Source organism: Gluconacetobacter diazotrophicus PA1 5, assembly GCF_000067045.1.
GTDB classification, from domain to species: Bacteria; Pseudomonadota; Alphaproteobacteria; order Acetobacterales; family Acetobacteraceae; genus Gluconacetobacter; species Gluconacetobacter diazotrophicus.
This window is the reverse complement of record NC_010125.1, coordinates 850,588-870,263: the sequence shown is the minus strand read 5'-3', so window position 1 is coordinate 870,263 and position 19,676 is coordinate 850,588. Positions and strand designations below refer to the sequence as shown.

21 protein-coding genes are annotated in these 19,676 nt (G+C 66.6%); 9 read left to right on the top strand and 12 right to left on the bottom strand.

Going from position 1 to position 19,676, the window contains the following annotated elements:
• Position 1: 1 nt before the first annotated feature.
• The 4 genes from GDI_RS04045 to GDI_RS04030 form a co-directional block, all read right to left on the bottom strand.
• Positions 2-655: a gluconate 2-dehydrogenase subunit 3 family protein gene (locus GDI_RS04045; protein ID WP_012223636.1), complete on the bottom strand. Its 654-nt coding sequence runs from the start codon at positions 653-655 to the stop codon at positions 2-4.
• Positions 656-1,218: 563 nt separating this feature from the next.
• A complete protein-coding gene (fumC, locus tag GDI_RS04040) occupies positions 1,219-2,667 on the bottom strand; it encodes a class II fumarate hydratase (protein ID WP_012223634.1) in 1,449 nt (482 codons plus the stop codon).
• Positions 2,668-2,866: 199 nt separating this feature from the next.
• Positions 2,867-3,847, bottom strand: coding sequence for a hypothetical protein (locus GDI_RS04035; RefSeq protein WP_012223633.1), 981 nt, complete (start codon positions 3,845-3,847; stop codon positions 2,867-2,869).
• A 501-nt stretch (positions 3,848-4,348) separates the two neighbouring features.
• Complete coding sequence (locus GDI_RS04030) at positions 4,349-5,050, bottom strand: pirin family protein (protein WP_012223630.1); 702 nt, start codon at positions 5,048-5,050, stop codon at positions 4,349-4,351.
• 104 nt (positions 5,051-5,154) lie between these two features.
• On the opposite strand from GDI_RS04030, the gene GDI_RS04025 reads away from it, so the two are divergent.
• The gene (locus GDI_RS04025) at positions 5,155-6,081 is read left to right on the top strand and encodes a LysR family transcriptional regulator (RefSeq protein ID WP_012223629.1); all 927 of its coding nucleotides are present in this window, start codon (positions 5,155-5,157) and stop codon (positions 6,079-6,081) included.
• 30 nt (positions 6,082-6,111) lie between these two features.
• Here the strand turns inward: GDI_RS04025 and cobU are convergent, their stop codons facing one another.
• Positions 6,112-6,657, bottom strand: a complete 546-nt coding sequence (cobU, locus tag GDI_RS04020; RefSeq protein ID WP_049762872.1) for a bifunctional adenosylcobinamide kinase/adenosylcobinamide-phosphate guanylyltransferase — start codon at positions 6,655-6,657, stop codon at positions 6,112-6,114.
• Between the two features lie 69 nt (positions 6,658-6,726).
• On the opposite strand from cobU, the gene cobT reads away from it, so the two are divergent.
• The 3 genes from cobT to GDI_RS19635 all read left to right on the top strand — a co-directional run bounded on the left by cobT (position 6,727) and on the right by GDI_RS19635 (position 8,816).
• Positions 6,727-7,779: a nicotinate-nucleotide--dimethylbenzimidazole phosphoribosyltransferase gene (gene cobT / locus GDI_RS04015; RefSeq protein ID WP_012223627.1), complete on the top strand. Its 1,053-nt coding sequence runs from the start codon at positions 6,727-6,729 to the stop codon at positions 7,777-7,779.
• The gene (locus GDI_RS04010) at positions 7,776-8,528 is read left to right on the top strand and encodes an adenosylcobinamide-GDP ribazoletransferase (RefSeq protein WP_012223626.1); all 753 of its coding nucleotides are present in this window, start codon (positions 7,776-7,778) and stop codon (positions 8,526-8,528) included. The genes cobT and GDI_RS04010 overlap by 4 nt, the downstream gene beginning before the upstream one ends.
• A 120-nt stretch (positions 8,529-8,648) precedes the next feature.
• The gene (locus tag GDI_RS19635; protein ID WP_157864149.1) at positions 8,649-8,816 is read left to right on the top strand and encodes a hypothetical protein; all 168 of its coding nucleotides are present in this window, start codon (positions 8,649-8,651) and stop codon (positions 8,814-8,816) included.
• Positions 8,817-8,854: 38 nt separating this feature from the next.
• Here GDI_RS19635 and GDI_RS04005 read toward each other — a convergent pair whose 3' ends face one another.
• The 4 genes from GDI_RS04005 to GDI_RS04000 all read right to left on the bottom strand — a co-directional run bounded on the left by GDI_RS04005 (position 8,855) and on the right by GDI_RS04000 (position 10,471).
• Positions 8,855-9,277, bottom strand: a complete 423-nt coding sequence (locus GDI_RS04005; protein ID WP_012553628.1) for a CHRD domain-containing protein — start codon at positions 9,275-9,277, stop codon at positions 8,855-8,857.
• A gap of 105 nt (positions 9,278-9,382) precedes the next feature.
• Positions 9,383-9,517, bottom strand: coding sequence for a hypothetical protein (locus GDI_RS20465; protein WP_012223624.1), 135 nt, complete (start codon positions 9,515-9,517; stop codon positions 9,383-9,385).
• A 119-nt stretch (positions 9,518-9,636) separates the two neighbouring features.
• A complete protein-coding gene (locus GDI_RS19630; RefSeq protein ID WP_012553629.1) occupies positions 9,637-9,810 on the bottom strand; it encodes a hypothetical protein in 174 nt (57 codons plus the stop codon).
• Between the two features lie 220 nt (positions 9,811-10,030).
• Complete coding sequence (locus GDI_RS04000; protein ID WP_144880097.1) at positions 10,031-10,471, bottom strand: hypothetical protein; 441 nt, start codon at positions 10,469-10,471, stop codon at positions 10,031-10,033.
• Between the two features lie 58 nt (positions 10,472-10,529).
• Here GDI_RS04000 and GDI_RS03995 point away from each other — a divergent pair, with 58 nt between their 5' ends.
• Positions 10,530-10,763, top strand: coding sequence for a hypothetical protein (locus tag GDI_RS03995; RefSeq protein WP_012223621.1), 234 nt, complete (start codon positions 10,530-10,532; stop codon positions 10,761-10,763).
• Here GDI_RS03995 and GDI_RS03990 read toward each other — a convergent pair.
• Positions 10,756-11,694: a lysophospholipid acyltransferase family protein gene (locus tag GDI_RS03990; RefSeq protein WP_012553631.1), complete on the bottom strand. Its 939-nt coding sequence runs from the start codon at positions 11,692-11,694 to the stop codon at positions 10,756-10,758. The genes GDI_RS03995 and GDI_RS03990 overlap by 8 nt on opposite strands.
• Positions 11,695-12,024: 330 nt before the next feature.
• On the opposite strand from GDI_RS03990, the gene GDI_RS03985 reads away from it, so the two are divergent.
• The 4 genes from GDI_RS03985 (at position 12,025) to galE (ending at position 16,241) form a co-directional block, all read left to right on the top strand.
• Entirely contained in the window at positions 12,025-12,198 is a 174-nt protein-coding gene (locus GDI_RS03985; protein ID WP_157870990.1) for a hypothetical protein, read from the top strand.
• Positions 12,199-12,513: 315 nt separating this feature from the next.
• A complete protein-coding gene (locus GDI_RS03980; protein WP_012553633.1) occupies positions 12,514-12,927 on the top strand; it encodes a hypothetical protein in 414 nt (137 codons plus the stop codon).
• Positions 12,928-13,660: 733 nt separating this feature from the next.
• Positions 13,661-15,124 carry a mannose-1-phosphate guanylyltransferase/mannose-6-phosphate isomerase gene (locus GDI_RS03975; protein WP_012223616.1) on the top strand — a complete coding sequence of 488 codons (1,464 nt, stop codon included), beginning with the start codon at positions 13,661-13,663 and terminating at the stop codon, positions 15,122-15,124.
• 61 nt (positions 15,125-15,185) lie between these two features.
• Positions 15,186-16,241: a UDP-glucose 4-epimerase GalE gene (gene galE / locus GDI_RS03970; protein WP_012223612.1), complete on the top strand. Its 1,056-nt coding sequence runs from the start codon at positions 15,186-15,188 to the stop codon at positions 16,239-16,241.
• A 69-nt stretch (positions 16,242-16,310) separates the two neighbouring features.
• On the opposite strand, the gene GDI_RS03965 is transcribed toward galE, so the two are convergent.
• A complete protein-coding gene (locus tag GDI_RS03965) occupies positions 16,311-18,407 on the bottom strand; it encodes a putative bifunctional diguanylate cyclase/phosphodiesterase (RefSeq protein ID WP_041249276.1) in 2,097 nt (698 codons plus the stop codon).
• A gap of 132 nt (positions 18,408-18,539) precedes the next feature.
• Positions 18,540-19,667 (bottom strand): DNA polymerase IV, encoded by a 1,128-nt coding sequence (dinB, locus tag GDI_RS03960; RefSeq protein WP_049762873.1) that lies wholly within the window; start codon positions 19,665-19,667, stop codon positions 18,540-18,542.
• Between the last annotated feature and the right edge of the window lie 9 nt (positions 19,668-19,676).

Here is a 19,676-nt window from a genome sequence, read left to right as displayed (position 1 = left end):
GTCAGGCCGTCTCGCCGGAAATCGAGACGGTGCCGAGCGGATATTCCTTCCCGTACTGGTCGACCCAGTCCATGAAATCGGCGCGGGCACCGGGGAAGCCGATCGTCGTCCAGCCGCCCAGCCCCTTGTTTCCACCGTGAATGGGGTCGGAGAACGCCCCTTCCATGGTATTGTTCAGAAGCTGCGCGAAGAAGACGCTGGCCGGCAGGTCACCGAACCGCACGTCGCCTGTCTCGAACCCCTGCAGGATGACATCGCGCGTCGCGGCATCCAGCGCATGGAACGACTGACCGTATTTCGCCTTCACGAACGCTTCGGCCCCGGCGATGCCCTTGCGGTAGATGTCGCGGGGGGTGAAGGGAAGCTGGTACCCCAGATTGTCCGGTCCGGACACGAACGGTGCCTGCATGTACCACAGCTTTCCGTAGGCATACGGTGTTTCCATCTGGCGGTCGATGAATTCCGGCACCCCCAGGGCGATCGCCCCGGGACCGACCGCGTCCTCGGGGATCAGGCGGTCACAGGCCGCATGCAGGAATGCCCATTCCGGTTGCGAAAAAAATCCGGGCGTATAGGACGACCGTTCGGTCGAACGGGCGGCACGTGCGGGAAGCGTGGCCGAACCCAGTGCCGCAGCACCGGCCAGACCCTGCATGAACGTCCTGCGGGACGGATCGGACGAGGGAAGTGTCATGACATCACGAAGCTCCGGGGAACACCGGGGGGGGCAAAAAACGATCTATTCTTGTTTTGAACTGCGGTTATGTCCGCTTATCCACTTGACCTAGATCAGAACTCGCACCGCTGGCAACCCCGCCCGTCCGTGCCGATCCGGCGCCGTGCAAACCGGAACCCGCACGTTTCACGCCTGTCCACACGGGAATCCATCCCCGCCCGGTTCCGGCGAAACTTCATAATCCATCATCATAATCCCGATCTTCCCCGGCCGCCGCCGTGACGGATCACCCGCCGCCCGGCCCGCGCGAAGCAGGACGGTTCCCCGCCGATTATCACGCAATTGTTATGAAGATCTGTCGCAGTTCCGCGACAGTCTTCCGTGCGGCCTGTAGAGTAGATTTAAATTGTATTTTAAACGTCCGGGGCAAGTTTAATACAACATTATCAATATATTCCCGTTCCAGGCACGTCTGACGCCCTTTTATCCTTGGGCGTAATCGCACATGGAGGCCAGAAGCCGCCCGGTTACGACGGATACTCTCAGGCGCCGGCCACTCCGTCGCCCACCATCTCGATCGGCCGGACCAGGCGGTCGAACGTCGCCGCGTCCACCACGCCGGACCGCAATGCCGCCTCCCGGAGCGAGATGTCATGCTCCATGGCGTCATGGGCGATGGCGGATGCCCGGTCATAGCCGATCGCGGGGGTAAGCGCCGTCACCAGCATCACCGACCCTTCGACATAGCGACGGATGCGTTCGGCGTTCAAGGTCGTGCCCTCGACCGAGAAAGTCCGGAACGACCGGCATCCGTCGGCCATGATCCGCACCGCGTGCAGTACGTTCGCGATCACCACCGGCCGCATGACGTTCAATTCGAACTGGCCCTGGCTGCCGGCGAAGGCAACCGCCGTGTCGTTGCCCATGATCTGGGTGCAGATCATGACCATGGCCTCGCACTGGGTCGGGTTGACCTTGCCGGGCATGATCGACGATCCGGGCTCGTTCGCGGGCAGGTGCAGTTCCGCCAGGCCGCATCGCGGCCCCGAACCCAGCCAGCGCATGTCGTTGGCGATCTTCATCATCACCACGGCGGCCCCCCGTATCGCGGCCGAGACGCGCACCATCGCGTCCAGCCCCGCCAGGGCCGCGAACTTGTTCGGCGCGGTCACGAACGGCGCCCCGGTCAATTCAGCCAGACGTGCCGCGATCGCCCGGCCGAACCCGGCGGGGGCGTTCAGGCCGGTTCCCACCGCCGTTCCGCCCGCCGCCAGTTCCAGCGCCCCTTCCCGCGCCATCCCGATCGTCCGCATCGCATCGCGTATCTGATGCGCCCATCCCGACCATTCCTGGCCCACGGTCAGCGGCACCGCATCCTGGAGGTGCGTCCGGCCGATCTTCACCACGTCATGCCACTGGCGCGCACGCGTTTCGATCACATCGGCCAGTGCCTGCAGTTCCGGCAGCAGGCGCGCATCCACCATCCGCACCGTCGCGACATGCATGGCGGTGGGAAACGTGTCGTTGCTGGATTGCCCCATATTGACGTCGTCATTGGGATGTATCGGGTCCTGGCTGCCCGGACGGCCGCCCAGAAGCTGGATGGCGCGGTTGGCGATGACCTCGTTGACGTTCATGTTGGTCTGGGTGCCCGAACCGGTCTGCCAGACGAAAAGCGGGAAATGATCGTCCAGTTTCCCGTCCACGACTTCTTCCGCCGCCTGGATGATGGCAGCCGCCTTCCAGTCCGGCAGCCGCCCGTCGGCCAGGTTCACCAGGGCCGCCGCCTTCTTTACCAGACCATAGGCACGGCATAGTTCCAGCGGCATCCGGTCGGTGCCGATCGAAAAATGCACCAGGCTGCGCTGGGTCTGTGCACCCCAGTACCGATCGGCCGGAACCTGGATGTCACCCAGCGCGTCGTGCTCGCGCCGTTCGCCCTGCGCGGTCAGGCCTATGGGCAGGTCGGATTGCAGTCGGGTTTCCGGCATCGTGTGGTCCTCCCGGGTCGTCTTTGCCTTTGTCTTCCGAAACAGAAGGAAAAAGGCCTTTATTCACCAAGGGACGTTACATGTCCCACCACCGCAATCCTCAACGAATCAGACGTTTTTCGGTTCTTTTTTCCAGCAGGAACAAAAAAGGCGGCCCGTCACAGACGGGCCGCCCTTTCAAATCGACAAGCGTTCGGGATCAGGCCGAACGAGCCGCCTTCGCCGCTGCCAGACGGGCCAGGCGCACCTGCTTGCGGGCCTCGCGCGCTTCACGCCACGCATCGACCGCCGTACGGGTTCCCTTCGCGGCCCGACGCGTCGCGCCACGGGGCGCGGATGCCGGGGCAGCCTTGGCCGCCGCCTGCTTCTTGCCCTTGGGCGCCTTGGGCTCCGGCGCCTTCACGGCCTTGGCGGGTGCCTTTACCGCCGCCTTGGCCTTGGGGGCCGCCTTCGCGGCAGGCTTGGCGGACGTCTTCGTCACGGCCTTGGCCGGAGCCTTGGGGGACGGCGCCTTGGCCGCTTTCACGGGGGCTTTGACGGGGGCTTTCGCCGGAGCCTTCACAGGCGCCTTCGCGGCCTTTGCGGCCGGCGCCCGGGTCGCCTTGGCGGGCTTCACGGCAACGGCCTTGGCCGCGGGCGCCGTGGCCTTCGCACCCTTCTTCGGCGCCTCGATCACCGGGGCCGCCTTGCGGGCGATGCGGGCCGGGCCCTTGGCGACGGCCGCACGCGCCGTGGTCCGCGTGGCAGCCGCCTTGCGTCCGGCAGGGGCCACCCGCGCCGCGACCTTGCGCGCCGGGGCCGCCTTGGCGGGCTTGCGGGCGGACGTCACCGCTTCCTCGGCCACCGCGCCGGTTTTGATCGCAGCACGTGCGGTCCCGCGACGCCGCGCGGGCGCCGCCGCGACGACGGGCGCCGCAACGGGTTCGGCGGCCACGGCCTTCGCCGTGCGCGAACGGCGCGCGGGCTTTGCCGCGACCGGCGCCGGCTCGGCAGCCGGCGCGATTTCAACCTTCGCTTCGGCTTCCTTGGCCTTCTTGCGGCCGCCCTTCGCCTTCGCGGGCGTCTCGGCCACGACCGGGGCCTCCGTCGCGATGGCCGGGGCGGTCGTCACCGGCGTTTCCGCCTTCTTGTCGGATGCCTTGCGCCGCCCGCGCGTGGCCGGCTTCGTTTCTTCGCTCATATAAATACAACCTTCCGCTTGTCCTGATGGCCATCGTCCGGGCGGTAGCGCGCCAGCGCCATGGGCCCATGGTCCGAACGGAAATCCCGAAAAGCCGTTTCGTTCCCACCATGCCGGATACCCGCCCGAACTGAGGTCAATGAAATACCTCGTTCTTCGGCATCATCTCGACCCTGCACGGGCACATGTCAAGTCAAAGCCATGACGGATTGCATTTTTTTCTTGCAGGACGAAACACAGATCGCACCCCCTCTTGGAAGGAAAGAGCAGTCGTATTTTATTTTTCCTATATTATATAACGATTCTGACAAAATCGTCCCAGGCCGCCGCCCACCCTTCCCCCATGTCGCGCGGGCGCCCGCCGCACCGATGAAAAACGGAGCGCGCGGGCGCCGCCCGCCGGTTCACGAGGCCGGCGGGACTCCGGCCACCGTCGGCGGGACCGGAAAACCGACCATATTCCGGTCCGATTTCGCGACCCGCCCCCCGCTACCCCGCGCTTCAGGCTGCGCTGTCGACCAGGACCAGTTCGGAATCCTCCAGCGCGGTCACACGCACGGTCTCGGTTTCCGAAATCGCCGCCCCGTCGCGCGCCGCCACCCGCTTTCCTTCGACCTCGACCGCGCCGCTGGCCGGCACCAGATAGGCCACGCGTTCGGCGCCCAGCGGATAGTCGACGCTCTGTCCCTTGCGCAGGGTGGCCGCGACGACCCGCGCGTCACTGTGAATGCGCAACGCCCCCGCATCGTCGTCATAGCCCGAGGCCAGGACGACGAACCGCCCCGCACGTTCGCCCCTGGGGAAGGGACGCGCGCCCCATGACGGCGCGTGTCCCCGCGCCGTGGGCAGGATCCAGATCTGGAAAAGGCGCGTCGTCCGCTCTTCCAGATTGAATTCGCTATGGACGATGCCGGTACCGGCGGACATGACCTGCACGTCGCCGGCCTCGGTCCGGCCATGATTGCCCAGGCTGTCGCGGTGGGTGATCGCCCCCTCGCGGACATAGGTGATGATTTCCATATCCCGGTGCGGATGCGACGGAAAACCGGTGCCCGGCGCGATGGCGTCGTCATTCCAGACGCGCAGGGCACCCCAGCCCATCCGCGCCGGATCGTGATAATCGGCGAACGAGAAATGATGCCGCGCATCCAGCCAACCGTGGTTGGCGGCACCGAGACTGGCAAACGGACGGATATCGATCATGGGAATTTCTCCTGTCCCTGGCGGGTTGTGTCTGGACAGAAGATAGGCGCAACGGGCATCGTAAAAAATGGAAATGGTGGAAACACATAGGTTCTGGAAACGACATGACGCGACTCCCCGACCTGGAAGCCTGGGCCATCTTCGCCAAGGTGGTGGAAACCGGGTCCTTCGCGCGGACGGCCGAAGAGCTACAGATCTCGAAACCCACCGTGTCCAAGGCGATCAGCCGGCTGGAACACCGGCTGGGGTCGCCCCTGCTGCATCGCACGTCACGGCAGTTCTCGCTGACCGAAACCGGGCGTGGCGCGCTGGAGCGCGCCACGCGCATCCTGACCGATGGAGAAATGGCCGAGGCCGAGGCCCGCGAGCAGACGGTGCATCCGCGCGGCCTGATTCGCATGACCGCGCCGATGACCTTCGGGATCGCGCATCTGGCACCCGTCCTGCCGGATTTCATGGCGTCCTATCCGGACATCGACATCACGATAGGATTCAGCGACCAGATCGTCGACCTGGTCGGCGGCGGCTACGACCTGGCCGTGCGGATCGCGTCGCTGTCGGATTCCTCGCTGCGGGCGCGGCGGCTGTGCACGGTGCGACTGCTGATGGTGGCGTCGCCCGGGCTGCTGGCACGGGTGGGACAACCCACCCACCCGCGCGACCTGGAACAGATTCCGGGCTTCGTCTACACCAACGTCGCGACGCCGGGGCAGATCCGGCTGCATCACGCCCAGGCCGGCGAGTATACGATCGTGCAGCCCGGCCGGCTGCATGCCAACAATGCCGAGGCGTTTCGCCCCTTCCTGCTGGCCGGCCTGGGCATCGCGCTGTTGCCGGAATTCATGATCTGGGATGACCTGGCCGCCGGCCGGCTGGTGAATGTCCTGCCCGAATGGCAGGTGACGCCGGTGGCGATCCATCTGGTGACCCCGCCGGGACAGACGCGTCCGGCGCGGGTATCGGTACTTCTGGAGTATCTGGCAAGCCGTTTCGCGACCGCGCCCTGGGCCCGGTCGGCCCGCGCGGCGTAGCACCGGAGGCTGTTTCAAAAGTCCTGCCTCTTATCCGTCCTTTACCGTCAGGGGCAGGCCCGCGACCACGAACATGACTCGCCGCGCATCGCGGGCGATCGCCTGGTGCAGCCACCCGGCCTCGTCACGGAAGCGGCGGCCGAGCGGCGTTTCGGGCACGATGCCCAGCCCCACCTCGTTCCCCACCAGGACGGTCGGCGCCGGACGTCGCCACAGGGCCTGCAGCAGCCCTTCCGTCGCGGCCGCGACATCGCGGTCGTCCAGGATCAGGTTGGTCAGCCACAGCGTCAGGCAATCCACCAGGACCGGCATCCCGCCGGCCCAGTCCAGGGCGGCGGAAAGGTCCAGCGGTTCCTCGACCGTGTGCCAGCCGGGGATGCGCGCGGCCCGGTGATGGGCGATCCGCCGGCGCATCTCGTCATCCCAGGCCCGGCCGGTCGCGATATAGGTCCAGGGTCCCGGGCACGCCGTGACCAGGGCCTCGGCATGGCGGCTCTTGCCCGACCGGACGCCGCCCAGAACCAGGGTCCAGTCCGCTCCGTCGTGTCTGTCCGCCCCGCATCCCGCCGGTTCCATCGCGCGCCCCCCGTTGTCCCCCACCACGCTGTCTTGCATCGCGGCGCATAACGCCACACAAAAAGCGCCATGCCAGCCCCGCGCCGCACCTCCCTGCCCTTTCCCACGCCGGATGCCCTGCGCGCGGCCTGCGCGGACCTGCCGCCGCCGGACGAGGCGGCACGGTACGCCATCGCCGCACGCGAGGCCACGCTGACGAAGCCGCCCGGCAGCCTGGGACGCCTGGAAGAACTGGCGGCGTGGCTGGGGGCATGGCAGGGCCGGGAGAGACCGGCGCTGGACCGGGTGCGGGTGGTCGTCTTCGCCGGCAACCACGGGGTCGTCGCGCGGGGCGTGTCGCCATGGCCCGCCAGCGTCACCGCGCAGATGGTCGCCAATTTCGCGGCGGGTGGGGCGGCGATCAACCAGATCGCGCGCGTCGCCGGGGCCGGGCTGACGGTGGTGCCCATGATGGACCTGGCCCCGACCGCGGATTTCACCGTCGCCCCGGCCATGGACCAGGACGCATTCCTGGCGGCGGTCGCCACCGGCCATGACGCGGTCGAAGCGGAAACCGACCTGCTGTGCCTGGGCGAGATGGGGATCGGCAACACCACCGCCGCCGCCGCGCTGGCGGCATCCCTGTACGGCGGCAGCGGCGCGGACTGGGCCGGACCGGGCGCGGGATCGGACGCGGACGGCGTGGCGCGCAAGGCCCGGACGATCGACGCCGCGCTGGCCCGTCACGCCGGCCACGCCGGCGACCCGCTGGCACTGGCGCGGTGCCTGGGCGGGTACGAAATGGCGGCCATCCTGGGCGCGGTCCTGGCGGCGCGGCAGAAGCGCGTGCCGGTCGTGCTGGACGGGTTCATCTGCACGGCGGCGGCGGCGCCCCTGCTGCGGCTGAACCCGGACGGGCTGGCCCATACCGTCCTGTCGCACCGGTCGGCCGAGGCCGCTCATGGCGTCCTGGCCCGGCATCTGGGGCTGGAACCGTTGCTGAATCTGGGCCTGCGCCTGGGCGAGGCATCGGGCGCGGCGCTGGCCGTGCCGCTGCTGCGCGCGGCGGCAGCCTGTCATGGCGGCATGGCGACATTCGCCGAGGCCGAAGTCAGCGAGAAGAAAGTCAGCGGGGAAACATGACCTGGCTTACCCGAGTCCGCGCGGACCTCGCCACGGGCCTGGGCCTGCTGACCCGGCTGCCGGTGTCCTGGCTGGCGCGGGGCAGCACGGGCGTCGACCTGGCGCGGTCGGCCTGGACATGGCCCCTGGCGGGGCTGGCGATCGGGGCCTTGGGGGGCACCGTCCTGACCGTGCTGGCTGAGGCCGGCATCGGCCGCCTGCCGGCGGCGGGATGGGCCGTCGCGGCGCAGATCCTGCTGACCGGGGGACTGCACGAGGACGGGCTGGCCGACATGGCCGACGGGTTCGGCGGCGGCCGGGACGCCGCGCGCAAGCTGGCGATCATGCGCGACAGCCGCGTGGGCAGTTACGGGGTCATGGCGCTGGGCCTGGCGCTGCTGATCCGGGCGACGGCGGCGGCGGACCTGCCGCACCCCGTCGCGGCCATGGCGGTGGCCGGGGGCCTGGGCCGGGCCGCGATGGCCGGCCTGGTGGCGGTGCTGCCCCCGGCCCGCCAGGATGGAATGGCCGCCACGATGACGCGCATTCCGCCGCCCGTTCTGGTCGCCAGCCTGCTGACGCCCGTGATCGCCGCGCGGCTGACGCTGACGCAGTTCCAGACGGGCAGCGTCTGCCTGGCCGCCTGCGCGGCGGCAATATTGATGGGCCGGATGGCCCGGCGCCAGGTCGGCGGACAGACCGGCGACATCCTGGGCGCCACCGCCCTGATCATCGAATGCAGCGTACTGAGCGTACTGACGGCCGCCTGACGCCATCACCCGGACACATCACCTTGGCACCATCACATCGTCGCGCTCCGCCGGACGACCGCTTGCGCCCGGGCGCCACGCCCCCACATGCGGCCTGTCGGGGCGTGAATCCGGCCCCGGATGGAGATCGATATCATGTTCGGTAAACGCATGGCCGGCTATCCGGCCGGCCACAAACTGTCGGACACCACAAAACAGACACTGGGCGGGGTTGCCGTCATCCTGTTGATGCTGGTCGCGATTGCGCTGAGCATCCTGCTGTCACCGACGATTCCCCTGGGCCAGTGAATAGGGTCCCCCGGCCATCGCCGGGGGACGCCCTGCAATCAGCGAACCTGCAACTGGGCCCGGGCCTCGCCATCCGGATGGGCGGCGGTGTGCAGATTGACGTAGACGCGGCCGGCCCGCAGCGCCGTCACCTGCTCGGGCGTCAGGATGACGGCGCCGCGCAACGGGCTGGTATACGGGCCGCTGATCGGCGCCAGCACCCCGGCATCCTGCCCCGGATCGGCGGGACCGTGGAAATGGGCGGCCATGACCGGGCCGCTGAGTCCCTTCCAGGTGATATGGTAGGTCACAAGGTTTTTCTTGTCGTCCAGCGTGGCGGTGACGCTGCCGCTCGGGGTTTCCGTCACGCCGGCGGCCGGGGTGAACTGGCCGGTCACGTGCTGCGTCCGCGCCTCGGCCGGCGCCACGGCCAGGACAGGCGCGGCCAGCGTCAGGCCGGCGAACAGGTAAGAACGGATCATGTATTGGGATCTCCCGCAGAACTCGCTATGGCAGCGCAAGCATCGGCACGTCGTTTTCCTGCCGCTTCGCGCCTGCGCGGCCTGAAAAGCTTTGCCTGCCGAAATTCAGATGTCCAGACCGGCCGAACGGTTCAGCGCCGACAGGTCGGGATCGATCCGGGTGTCGACAAATCGCGCAACCTGGATGCCGCATGCAATGAGCAGCCCGGAAACCAGGCTCATCATTCCCAGATAGACCATTGCCGTTCTCCTGCTGAAAACCACACAACAGCGTCAGAAATGGCCATCGCCTGTGCTCGAATCATGGCGAGAGCCGGACTTTTCTGCAGCATCGCCGTATCGTATCCCGACACGGGTCGTTACGCCTTCATAATCCCGATCGTGCCCGGATGCGCGTTAACATTATAAGACACGCATCCCGTCGCCGAGGACCCTTTACCAGCCATTGCCACCCCCGCCGCCATGGACGTATGGGCCGCGATCCTGATGGTCACCGCGACCATAATGGTCGCGATAATGATCGCGGTGGTCATAGCAGCCACCCAGCGCCACCGCCGCCCCAATCACGCAGGCGATACGCCATGCGCCTCGATGATATCCACCCGGGCGATGAAGATCTGCCATCACGACTTTCTCCTGTCACAGCAACACCAAAACAGGTGCGAAGTTCCAGAATTACAATAAATTCCGTCTGGTTATCCCACGGTAGCACCGACCCGATCCTGCCTGCCCCGTTTCAGGGACCGATCGCCCTCAACCGACATTCTGCACGAGGGTCCAGCGCCCATCGACCTTCTTGAAGGAAAGTTGCGCCGTATTCGTGCCGTTTTTCGTCACGGCGGTCACCGCACAGCGATAGACGCCATTGTCCTGCGCCGTGCAGTCCGCATGGGAAATCACCAGATCCGCCGGATCATACGGGCCGCTGAACAGGCCGAGCGTCATGCCGGACGCCTTTTGGTTCTCCGTCTGCATCGCGCTGCGGATCACCTGCTGGATATCGGCGGTGGTGGGCGCCCCGGCCTGGCCGCAGGCAGCCAGCATCATCAGCAGCGCAAGGCCCGCCGCCGGTTTGGTGAGGGTGTGATGCATTGAATCGCGCGTCCTTCCAGGCATGGTTCGCATGACGGAAGAACGGTTGAGCCGGGGACCGGTTCGCGGCGAACCCGGGCGGCATGCCTGCTTTGCCGCCATGGGGGTAAAAACCGCCGCGCCGCGCCACACATTATTTGTCGGACAAGGAGAACGACCCATGCCCCGCTTCATCGAAGACGACGACGCACCGGCCAACACCGGGCCGGACAAGCACGAACAGGCGCGACGCCTGGCCGAGGCTGCCCTACGGGCCGAGGAAGAGGGCCAGCAGGCCCACGCGGACGAATTGTTCGCCGAGGCCGAACGCACCGACCCGCTGGCCGTGGAAAATGTCCTGATGGAATGGCCCGAGCATCCGCGCGCCCGCCGCCATGGCCGCGGACCTACTTAACGGGCGTCTCGGCGTCCGCGTTGCGCCGCAACAGGGCAGCACCCTCGGCGACCGCGTTCCAGGCCGCCTGGGCCAGGGCCTTGCGGCTGGGAAAATCGTCGGGGTCCAGGGCCGGATGCAGCATCACGGTGGCGCGCATCGAACGCCACTGCGCCAGTTGCCACACGTGCGGCGCCAGGTCCATGTCGCCATACCAGGAGAACACCGCCCGGCGGTGGCGGTTCACGTTCAGCCCGTCCAGCCGGTCATAGACCAGCGAGACCGGCTGGATCAGCGGTGCCATCCCCGGCGCGTAGGTCAGCATCGGGGGCTGGGTGTCGGCCCCCTTGCGCAGGGCCGGCATCTTGGCGATCGCGAAGAACGCCGACATGAACGGCAGGACCCGCGCACCGTCGGATGAGGTTCCTTCCGGAAACAGGACCAGGTTGTCGCCGTTGATCAGGCGTCCGACCATCTCGTCCCGCTCGCGCCCCGTCGTGCTGCGCTGGCGGCTGACGAAGATCGTGCGCCCGATGCGCGACACGGTTCCCATGATCGGCCAGTTGCCGATATCGCCCTTGGCCACGAATACGGACGGCAGGACGGTTCCCAGCACGGGCACGTCCAGCCATGATGCATGGTTGGAGACATAGATCACCGGGCGTTCGCCCCGCGCCCGCGCGCGGGCGCCGCCCACCGTGCCGGCCCGGGTGCCGATCACCCTGATGTCCAGCGACAGCAGCCGGCAGAGCATGCCCCAGATCACACGGGTCCAGCGGATCTTCGCAGTGCCGGGCACCAGCAGCAGCAGGGCTTCGAAACCGACCGACAGGGGCACCCATACCGCGATCGCGACCAGACGCGCCGTCGCGCGCAGCCGTGCCGGGAACCGGCCGCGAGGAGCGAACCCCACATCGGGACCGTCAGCCGGCCCGTCATCGGGCAGCACCATGGCCCGACGGCGCCCGGCCCGGCGCCCGGTCATGCCCGACACCCCGGACAGGGGGGCATGAGGCGCGAAACGCGGAAAGGAACAGAAATCATGTACCGATCATAGCCCGGATAACGTGGCGGCCCAAACCGGGGCCGGCCGCCGACGGTCATGCATCATCAATCGGGGCCCAGTCAATCGACGCCCCGCGGAACCCTGGGACACGGGACCCTGGGACACGGACACGCTGCCCGGCGCCCCGCCCACGTATCACATAGCCGATAGGGTGGGAAACATCCGGCCGCGACTCACGTTCAGCCGTTGTCGCATGAGCCAACATTGGAGGTCATCATGTCGAGAACGGCCATGGCGGGCGCCGCCCCCCGCACGGACAAACCCCAGGACGAAAAGAAAAAACCGGGCCGCGCCGAAACGGAGGCCAAGCTGGACGAGGGACTGGACGAGAGCTTTCCGGCCAGCGACCCCCCCTCCACCGGCGGATCGACGTCGGCCGACGCCGAGTAAACGGGAGGGAGCGAAGCGCGGGACGGCAGGCCGACCTGTCGCAAAGCCCCGCCTGGGAACCTGTCACGGGCAGGGCGCATGATACGCCCCCCGATCGACGTCCGCCCCCGGCGTGACGTCTCCGTTCGTGGTGGCGTGGCCTGTGCATGACGCAGGCGGAAGCCCCATATAGCGACTGTGTCGCCAGGCGACATGACGCCCGGCAAGACGGTGCAAAGCCGCAATCGCCATGAACGGATGGCATGGTCCATAAGGGCAAGGCATGCGCGACATGACCGCCAGAGTGCAACCCGGTTGGAAAAAGGGAGAACTTCCATGACGATGTCGCATTCCCGCCTCGGCGCCTCTTCCGGAAATCCGGCCGATATCGGGCCGTGGCTCGATCGGACCGAATGCGCGTCCTGGCTGGACACCTTCCTTTCGGAAACCGCACCGCAGCGCGGATACGGGCACCTGCTCCGCCGGGCGGCGGATACCGGACTCTATGACGTGGTGCGGAACTGGAGCCAGACCCCCAGCCCGTTCCCCACCGACATGCTGACGGTACAGTTGCTTCTGCCCCCGGACCTGGTGGCCGAAATCGCGCGCGAGACGGCGATGACGGATCAGGACACGCTTGCGGCCCTGACGACCGAACTGCCGCTGGCCGTGCGGCGGCACAGCACGCAGAAGCGTTTCAACCGGTTCGGACATGCCGGCTGCCAGGGCGAGGACCCCACCCGGCGATAAGAGTCCGTTTCCGAGCCTTGATGCCGGTGATCCGATGCGTGTTCCGCTCCCGCATCGCGGCTCCGGGGAACCACATTGAGAAGCGGCGCCGGCGGCTACCGCATTGGTGCGGACGCCATCTGCCGTTTCGTGATCTCCTGTTTTCCAAGCGATTTCCTCCCGCGGCGATACGTGTCTGCACATGGCGCGCGGCGTATGCACGCCTGTCCGGAACCGGACCATCCCGCATGACGTTGCCACCCTGAAAGATCGCGACGACGGGAGCGGATGCGTCGGCCCACCCGGCACGCGATCATGCCCGAAGCTGGGCCATGGGTTCGCCTGGTCTGGTGTCGCGTCCGCTCGCGCACATTTTCGTCACGTTTCATGGGCACAATAATGCGCCTGAGCCCGAAAGCCTTGGAGGCGGGCACGGACTGACAACCAAGATCCTGATATTATTAAATAGCTCGCATACATTCCTGATTGTGACGATTTTCGATTTCATGGTATGGCTCGACCCTATAGGAAGGCTGAAATAGCGGATACACCGCCGGGCGCCAGGATGCTGCATTCTCGTTCATTACGAATTCTTCGAAATGTCGGTCATTCCGTACGAGACTGTCCCGGTGACGAAATCACCCTATCCGCATGGGTCCGGGCGACTATCGGCGTTTCGTCGCGTAATCGCATTGTTTCCCATGCATACTGATGCATCGCTCCGCATAACCCATGGACCAGAGAGGACCGTGACATGTCTGACACCACCTTCCCGGTGATCGGCACCAAGGCTGCCAACACGACCCGTATCGTTCCCGTCATCCTGTCCGGCGGAACCGGCAGCCGGCTTTGGCCGCTCTCGCGGGCCAGCTATCCCAAACAGCTCTGGTCCCTGGTCAGCGAGAAGACGATGCTGCAGGAAACGGCGCTGCGCGGCTGCGGGGAAACGTTCGACGCGCCGATCGTCATCTGCAACAACGAACATCGATTCCTGATCGCCGAGCAACTGCGCGAGGCCGGTATCGAGAATGCGCGGATCGTGCTGGAACCCGCCGGACGCAATTCCGCCCCGGCCATCGCCGCCGCCGCCCTGCTGGCCGCCGAGACGAACCCGGATGCGGTGCTGTGGATCATGGCCGCCGATGCCGTCATCACGCGCCCGGAAACACTGGAGCACCTGATGCCCGCGGCGGCGGCGGCGGCGCAGCGCGGCCATATCGTCGTCTTCGGCATGCACCCCACGCGGCCCGAGACCGGATACGGCTACATCGAGGCCGGCAAGCCGCTTGCCAAGCTGCCCGAGGCCAACGCGGTCGCCTGCTTCATCGAAAAGCCGGATGCCGCGACGGCGGCCGAGCTGATCGCGTCGGGCAAGTATATGTGGAATTCGGGCATGTTCGTCTTCACCGCCCGTACCCTGCTGAAGGAAATGGAGACCTACGCCCCGGCCGTACTGAACCCCGTACGCCAGGCCGTCGAACGCCGCACCAGCGACCTGGTGTTCCAGCGCCTGGACCCGCAATCCTTCCTGTCCACGCCCGATATCTCGTTCGATTATGCCGTCATGGAACATACCGACCAGGCGGCGGTGATCGCCGGCGATTTCGGATGGACCGATATCGGCAGCTGGGACGCGCTGTGGGACATCAGCAGGAAGGATGACAGCGGCAATGTCGCCGAAGGCCAGGTTTTTCTGGAATCGGTCCATGGCAGCTATGTCCGGTCGGACGAGATCCTGACCGCCGTCGTCGGCGTCGACGACGTGATCGTGGTCGCGACCCGCGACGCGGTGCTGGTGACGCAGCAGAGCAAGGCGCAGGACGTCAAGAAGATCGTCACCCGCCTGCAGGCCGCGGGACGCCAGGAGGCCAAGGCGCATAACCGCTGCTATCGTCCCTGGGGTTTCTATGAAAGCCTGATCCAGGACCAGCGCTTCCAGGTCAAGCGCATCGTCGTGATGCCGGGCGAAAAACTGTCGCTGCAGAAGCACTACCATCGCGCCGAACACTGGATCGTCGTCAGCGGCGTGGCGCTGGTGACCCGCAATGCGGAACTGATTACCGTCCATGAGAACGAGAGCATCTACCTGCCGCAGGAATGCACCCACCGGATGGAAAATCCCGGCAAGATTCCGCTGGTGCTGATCGAGATCCAGACCGGATCCTATCTGGGCGAGGACGATATCATCCGGTTCGAGGATAACTACAACCGCAGCTGATGCCTCATCTCCGAAATTCGATCGGCGGATTTCGGAGGTCGGCAGCCTCCGGGAGAGGATCATGACGACACGATCACGCTTTCTGGTCACGGGCGGCGCGGGCTATGTCGGCAGCCATGTCGTGGCCGCGCTGTGCGATGCGGGGCATGATGTCGTCATATTCGACAATCTACGGACCGGACATCGGGAGTCCGTCCCCGATGGCGTGCGCTTCGTCCCGGGAGACCTGGCGGACCGGCCGCTGGTGGACAGGGTGCTGGCGGACGGCCCGTGGGACGGCGTGCTGCATTTCGCCGCGCTGTCCCTGGTCGGCGAGAGCATGCAGCAGCCGTTCCTGTACATGGAGGCCAATGCCGGACTGGGATTTTCGCTGATCGATGCCTGTGTCCGCCATGGCGTCAAGCGGTTCGTCTTCTCATCGACCGCCGCCCTGTTCGGACAGACCGAGGACGCCCTGATCACCGAGCGGACACCCATCATTCCCGGCTCGCCCTACGGCGAGAGCAAGCACATGGTGGAACGCGCGCTGGTGTGGGCCGACCGCATTCACGGATTGCGCAGTGCCTGCCTGCGCTATTTCAACGCGGCCGGTGCCGATCCCACCGGACGGATCGGCGAGGACCACCGGCCCGAAACGCACCTGATCCCCCTGGTCATCGATGCCGCTCTGGGACGACGGGGGGAACTGCAATTGTTCGGCGACGATTATCCGACGCCGGACGGTACCTGCATCCGCGATTACATCCACGTCACCGACCTGGCGCAGGCGCATCTGGCGGCCCTGGACGTCATCCATGACCGCAGCGTCGTCTATAATGTCGGAAACGGGGTCGGTCATTCCAACATGGAGGTCATCCGCAGCGTGGAACGCGTGACCGGGCGCACCGTCCCGTGGCGCCTGGCCCCGCGCCGTCCCGGCGACCCCGCGCGCCTGGTCGCCGGAGCCGAGCGGCTGCGCGCGGAAACGTCCTGGACCCCCCGCTTCGCCAGACTGGATGACATCGTCGAGACGGCCTATCGCTGGCGCCTGGCCCACCCGGACGGCTATCGCAGCCTGGTCGCCGCCGAGAGCCTGCTAGAGCAGATCCTGAGTAGGCGGAATCGCCTAATCACGTGAAGATGCGCTGAAAACAAAAATCTAGAGTGCATGATTGGGTTTACCCAATCATGCACTCTAAGAGGCCGACTAAGGCACCATCAGGGTCCCGCTATCCACCAGGTCCTGAAGTTTCGCCGGTGGAACAGGATAGCCGAAATAGAAGCCCTGGGCCTCTTGGCAGTCCTGCTCTTCCAGCCAGCGGAGCTGGTCCTGGCGCTCGATCCCCTCGGCGATGACGCGGATTCCCAGGTTCTTGCCCAGCGCGATGATCGCCTTGACAATGGCCCGGCTGCCCGGTGACGAACCGAGGTCCTGGATGAAGACGCGATCGATCTTGAGGCGGTGGATCGGAAGCCTGGTCAGATAGACCAGCGAGGCATAGCCGGTTCCAAAATCGTCTATCGCGACCGACACGCCCATCTGCTGCAGGGCGGCAAGCTGCCGCCCGGCGGATTCGGGGTTTTCGATCACCGCGGTTTCGGTCAGTTCCAGTTCAAGGAAGGACGGGTCCAGGCCGGCTTCCGTCGTGGCGTCCACCACCAGTCGATGGACGTCATGCTGGCGAAACAGGACGCCCGACAGGTTGACCGCGACACGGATATGAATGCCGTCGCTCTGCCATCGCGCCGCCTGGCGGCAGGCCTCGCGCAGGGACCACACCGTCATGGGCGCGATCAGCCCGGTTTCCTCGGCCAGCGGCAGGAAGCAGCCCGGATGGACCAGGTCGCCCCCCGGCTGCACCCAGCGGATCAGGGCCTCGACCCCGCATAAGGTGCCGGAGGCCAGATCGATCTGGGGTTGATAATGCAGGACGAATTCCTCGTTCTCCACCGCGCGGCGCAATGCCTGCTCCAGTTCGGTCGTGGCCGCGAAGGCCTGTTCCATTTCCTCGTCGAAAAAGGCGTAGCGGCAGCGTCCCTCGTTCTTGGCACGGTACATCGCCAGATCCGCGCGCTTGAGCAGCGTCTCGAACGTCGCGCCGCGGGCAGGGAACAGCGTCACCCCCGCACTGGCGCCGACGCTCGTGACCCGGTCGCCCAGGGTGAAGGGACGGGCGAAGATCCCCACGATCCGCTCCGCCATGTGCGCCGCGTCCGCCGCGTCGATGACGTCATGCACGATGGCGAATTCGTCCCCGCCCAGGCGCGCGATGATTCCGGCCCGGGGCAGCGCCGTCCGCAGCCGGAGCGCGACCTTGCGCAGCAACAGGTCGCCGATCGTATGGCCCTGCGTGTCGTTGATGCCCTTGAACCGGTCGAGGTCCATCAGCACAAACGCGAAAGGGGGGCCGTCCGCCCCGCGCTGCCGCAGCAGCACCTGCATCTCGGTCTCGAGCTTCGAGCGACTGGGCAGACCCGTCAACTGGTCATAATAGGCCAGATGATGCAGTTCCCGCTCGGCCTTCTTCCGGTCGGTGATATCGAGCGACGTGGTCAGGACGTACCGCATACCGCTGGCGTCGTCATAAAACGGGATCTTGGACGTCAGCAGGATACGTTCCATGCCGTACCGGTCGGCAATGCTTTCCTCGTACCGCGCGGTGGGCAGGCCGGTTTCCAGCACCTGCCTGTCGCGGAGCTGCGATGCCGCATCGTTACGCCCCTGCCCTGCCCCCATCACCCGGGCATGGAATCTGTTGACGAAGATGTAATTCCCCTCGGCGTCCGTGGCGCTGACCAGGGCGGGCACCGTGTCGATGACCTGCAGCAGGCGGTCGCGGCTGCCGCGCAGGATTTCGGCCTGCGCGGCCCGGCTGTTTTCCAGTTCCTGCTCCAGTTGCACGGGCGAGCGGGCGCGCTTCTGGTGCCAGCCCAGTTGCAGCAGGTTGCGGGCCCGGATCAGGAATTCCGTGTGATCGACGGGGCTGGACAGGAAATCGGTGGCCCCGGCCGCCAGCGCGCTGATACGACCCTCGCGGTCTTCCTGGGCCGTCACGACCATCACCGGCACATCGCCGCCCCAGCCCAGGGCGCGGATGCGCGCGGTGAAAGCCGCCCCGTCCATCATCGGCATTCTGCAATCGGCAATGACCAGATCGGGGATATTCGTGTCCCCAAACCAGTCCAGCGCCTCGATCGGGGAAGCGAAGGCTTCGACCTGGATGTCCGCGCCGAGCGTCATGGCCATCCGCGCGAGGATCGTCCGGGTGGCGGAACCGTCATCAACGACGACGACAAGTCGCATTCGGGCCTCGGCGGATGGGGTGCAGGACCGGAACGGCCGGCCGGACGCGACTCTGTCAGTGGGCACGACGATGATACGAACGCACCACAAACGCACGATATTCGTTTTGGATGCATTCCGGCCCGATTCCGGTCACGGCCCGGCCTGAACACTCCCGGGATCATCCAGGGCCAGGGCCAGTTGCGGGCTGGCACCGCCGGTGAGGTCGAGATTCGACAGCGTCACCCCCAGCAGGCGGATGCCCCGTTCTGGCGGAAAGAACGGCCGCAGCAGGTCGCATGCGACCTGGCGAAAGACGGCGTGCGCGGCCAGCGGCTGGGGCAGCGAGCGGGCGCGGCCGGTCTGCTGGAAATCGGCATATTTGACCTTCACCGTCACCGTGCGCGCGACCAGCCCCCGCTTGCGGCACTCGCCCCAGACCCGGTCGACCATGCCGTCCAGCGCCGACAGGGCCTCGGCCCAGTCATGGATGTCATGTTCGAAGGTGCGTTCCGTGCCCACGGATTTTCGGCGGCGGTCGGCTTCGACCGGCCGGTCGTCCCGTCCCCGGGCGATGCCGTAATAAAAGGCGGCCGCCTTGCCGAAATGCCGGGCCAGGCTGTCCATGTCGTGGGCGCGCAGGTCCAGGCCGGTGCGGATGCCCATCGCGCGCATGCGCGCGGCCGTTGCCGGGCCGATCCCGTGAAACGCCTCGACCGGCAGGGATTCGACGAAACGCGGGCCCATGCGGGGTGTAATCACATACAGCCCGTCAGGCTTGCGATAGTCCGAGGCCAGCTTGGCCAGGAATTTGTTGTACGACACCCCGGCCGACGCGGTCAGGCCCGTTTCGGCGCGGATCGCCGCCCGGATATCCTGCGCGATCGCGGTGGCGGAGGGACGGTCGATCAATGGATCGGTCACGTCCAGATAGGCTTCATCCAGCGACAGCGGCTGAATCAGCCCTGTATAGCGCGCGAAGATGGCATGGATCTGCGCCGAAACCGCCCGATAGACGTCGAAGCGCGGCGGAACGAAGATCAGGTCGGGACATTTGCGCCGCGCCGTGACCGACGGCATGGCGGAGCGTACGCCATAGCGCCGGGCCTCGTAACTGGCCGCGGCGACGACGCCGCGCTGCCTGCTGCCGCCGACGGCCAGCGGCCGGCCGCGCAGGGCGGGATCATCGCGTTGTTCGACGGAGGCATAGAAGGCATCCATGTCGACATGGATGATGCGGCGTAAGGAAGCGGGGTCGGGATCGGTATCCTGTGGCGACATGCCCTGCTG

Excerpts from the sequence above, each read along its gene's own strand:
- GDI_RS04025 (WP_012223629.1), top strand. The coding sequence starts at position 5,155 with ATGACGCGACTCCCCGACCTGGAAGCCTGGGCCATCTTCGCCAAGGTG.
- GDI_RS03965 (WP_041249276.1), bottom strand. The coding sequence starts at position 18,407 with ATGCGACTTGTCGTCGTCGTTGATGACGGTTCCGCCACCCGGACGATC.
- GDI_RS19635 (WP_157864149.1), top strand. The coding sequence starts at position 8,649 with ATGGAGATCGATATCATGTTCGGTAAACGCATGGCCGGCTATCCGGCC.
- dinB (WP_049762873.1), bottom strand. The coding sequence starts at position 19,667 with ATGTCGCCACAGGATACCGATCCCGACCCCGCTTCCTTACGCCGCATC.
- GDI_RS03975 (WP_012223616.1), top strand. The coding sequence starts at position 13,661 with ATGTCTGACACCACCTTCCCGGTGATCGGCACCAAGGCTGCCAACACG.
- cobT (WP_012223627.1), top strand. The coding sequence starts at position 6,727 with ATGCCAGCCCCGCGCCGCACCTCCCTGCCCTTTCCCACGCCGGATGCC.
- GDI_RS03995 (WP_012223621.1), top strand. The coding sequence starts at position 10,530 with ATGCCCCGCTTCATCGAAGACGACGACGCACCGGCCAACACCGGGCCG.
- GDI_RS04005 (WP_012553628.1), bottom strand. The coding sequence starts at position 9,277 with ATGATCCGTTCTTACCTGTTCGCCGGCCTGACGCTGGCCGCGCCTGTC.
- GDI_RS03990 (WP_012553631.1), bottom strand. The coding sequence starts at position 11,694 with ATGGTGCTGCCCGATGACGGGCCGGCTGACGGTCCCGATGTGGGGTTC.
- GDI_RS04045 (WP_012223636.1), bottom strand. The coding sequence starts at position 655 with ATGCAGGGTCTGGCCGGTGCTGCGGCACTGGGTTCGGCCACGCTTCCC.
- GDI_RS04000 (WP_144880097.1), bottom strand. The coding sequence starts at position 10,471 with ATGGCGGCAAAGCAGGCATGCCGCCCGGGTTCGCCGCGAACCGGTCCC.
- GDI_RS04010 (WP_012223626.1), top strand. The coding sequence starts at position 7,776 with ATGACCTGGCTTACCCGAGTCCGCGCGGACCTCGCCACGGGCCTGGGC.
- GDI_RS03985 (WP_157870990.1), top strand. The coding sequence starts at position 12,025 with ATGTCGAGAACGGCCATGGCGGGCGCCGCCCCCCGCACGGACAAACCC.
- GDI_RS03980 (WP_012553633.1), top strand. The coding sequence starts at position 12,514 with ATGACGATGTCGCATTCCCGCCTCGGCGCCTCTTCCGGAAATCCGGCC.
- galE (WP_012223612.1), top strand. The coding sequence starts at position 15,186 with ATGACGACACGATCACGCTTTCTGGTCACGGGCGGCGCGGGCTATGTC.
- fumC (WP_012223634.1), bottom strand. The coding sequence starts at position 2,667 with ATGCCGGAAACCCGACTGCAATCCGACCTGCCCATAGGCCTGACCGCG.
- GDI_RS04030 (WP_012223630.1), bottom strand. The coding sequence starts at position 5,050 with ATGATCGATATCCGTCCGTTTGCCAGTCTCGGTGCCGCCAACCACGGT.
- cobU (WP_049762872.1), bottom strand. The coding sequence starts at position 6,657 with ATGGAACCGGCGGGATGCGGGGCGGACAGACACGACGGAGCGGACTGG.
- GDI_RS20465 (WP_012223624.1), bottom strand. The coding sequence starts at position 9,517 with ATGGTCTATCTGGGAATGATGAGCCTGGTTTCCGGGCTGCTCATTGCA.
- GDI_RS19630 (WP_012553629.1), bottom strand. The coding sequence starts at position 9,810 with ATGACCACCGCGATCATTATCGCGACCATTATGGTCGCGGTGACCATC.
- GDI_RS04035 (WP_012223633.1), bottom strand. The coding sequence starts at position 3,847 with ATGAGCGAAGAAACGAAGCCGGCCACGCGCGGGCGGCGCAAGGCATCC.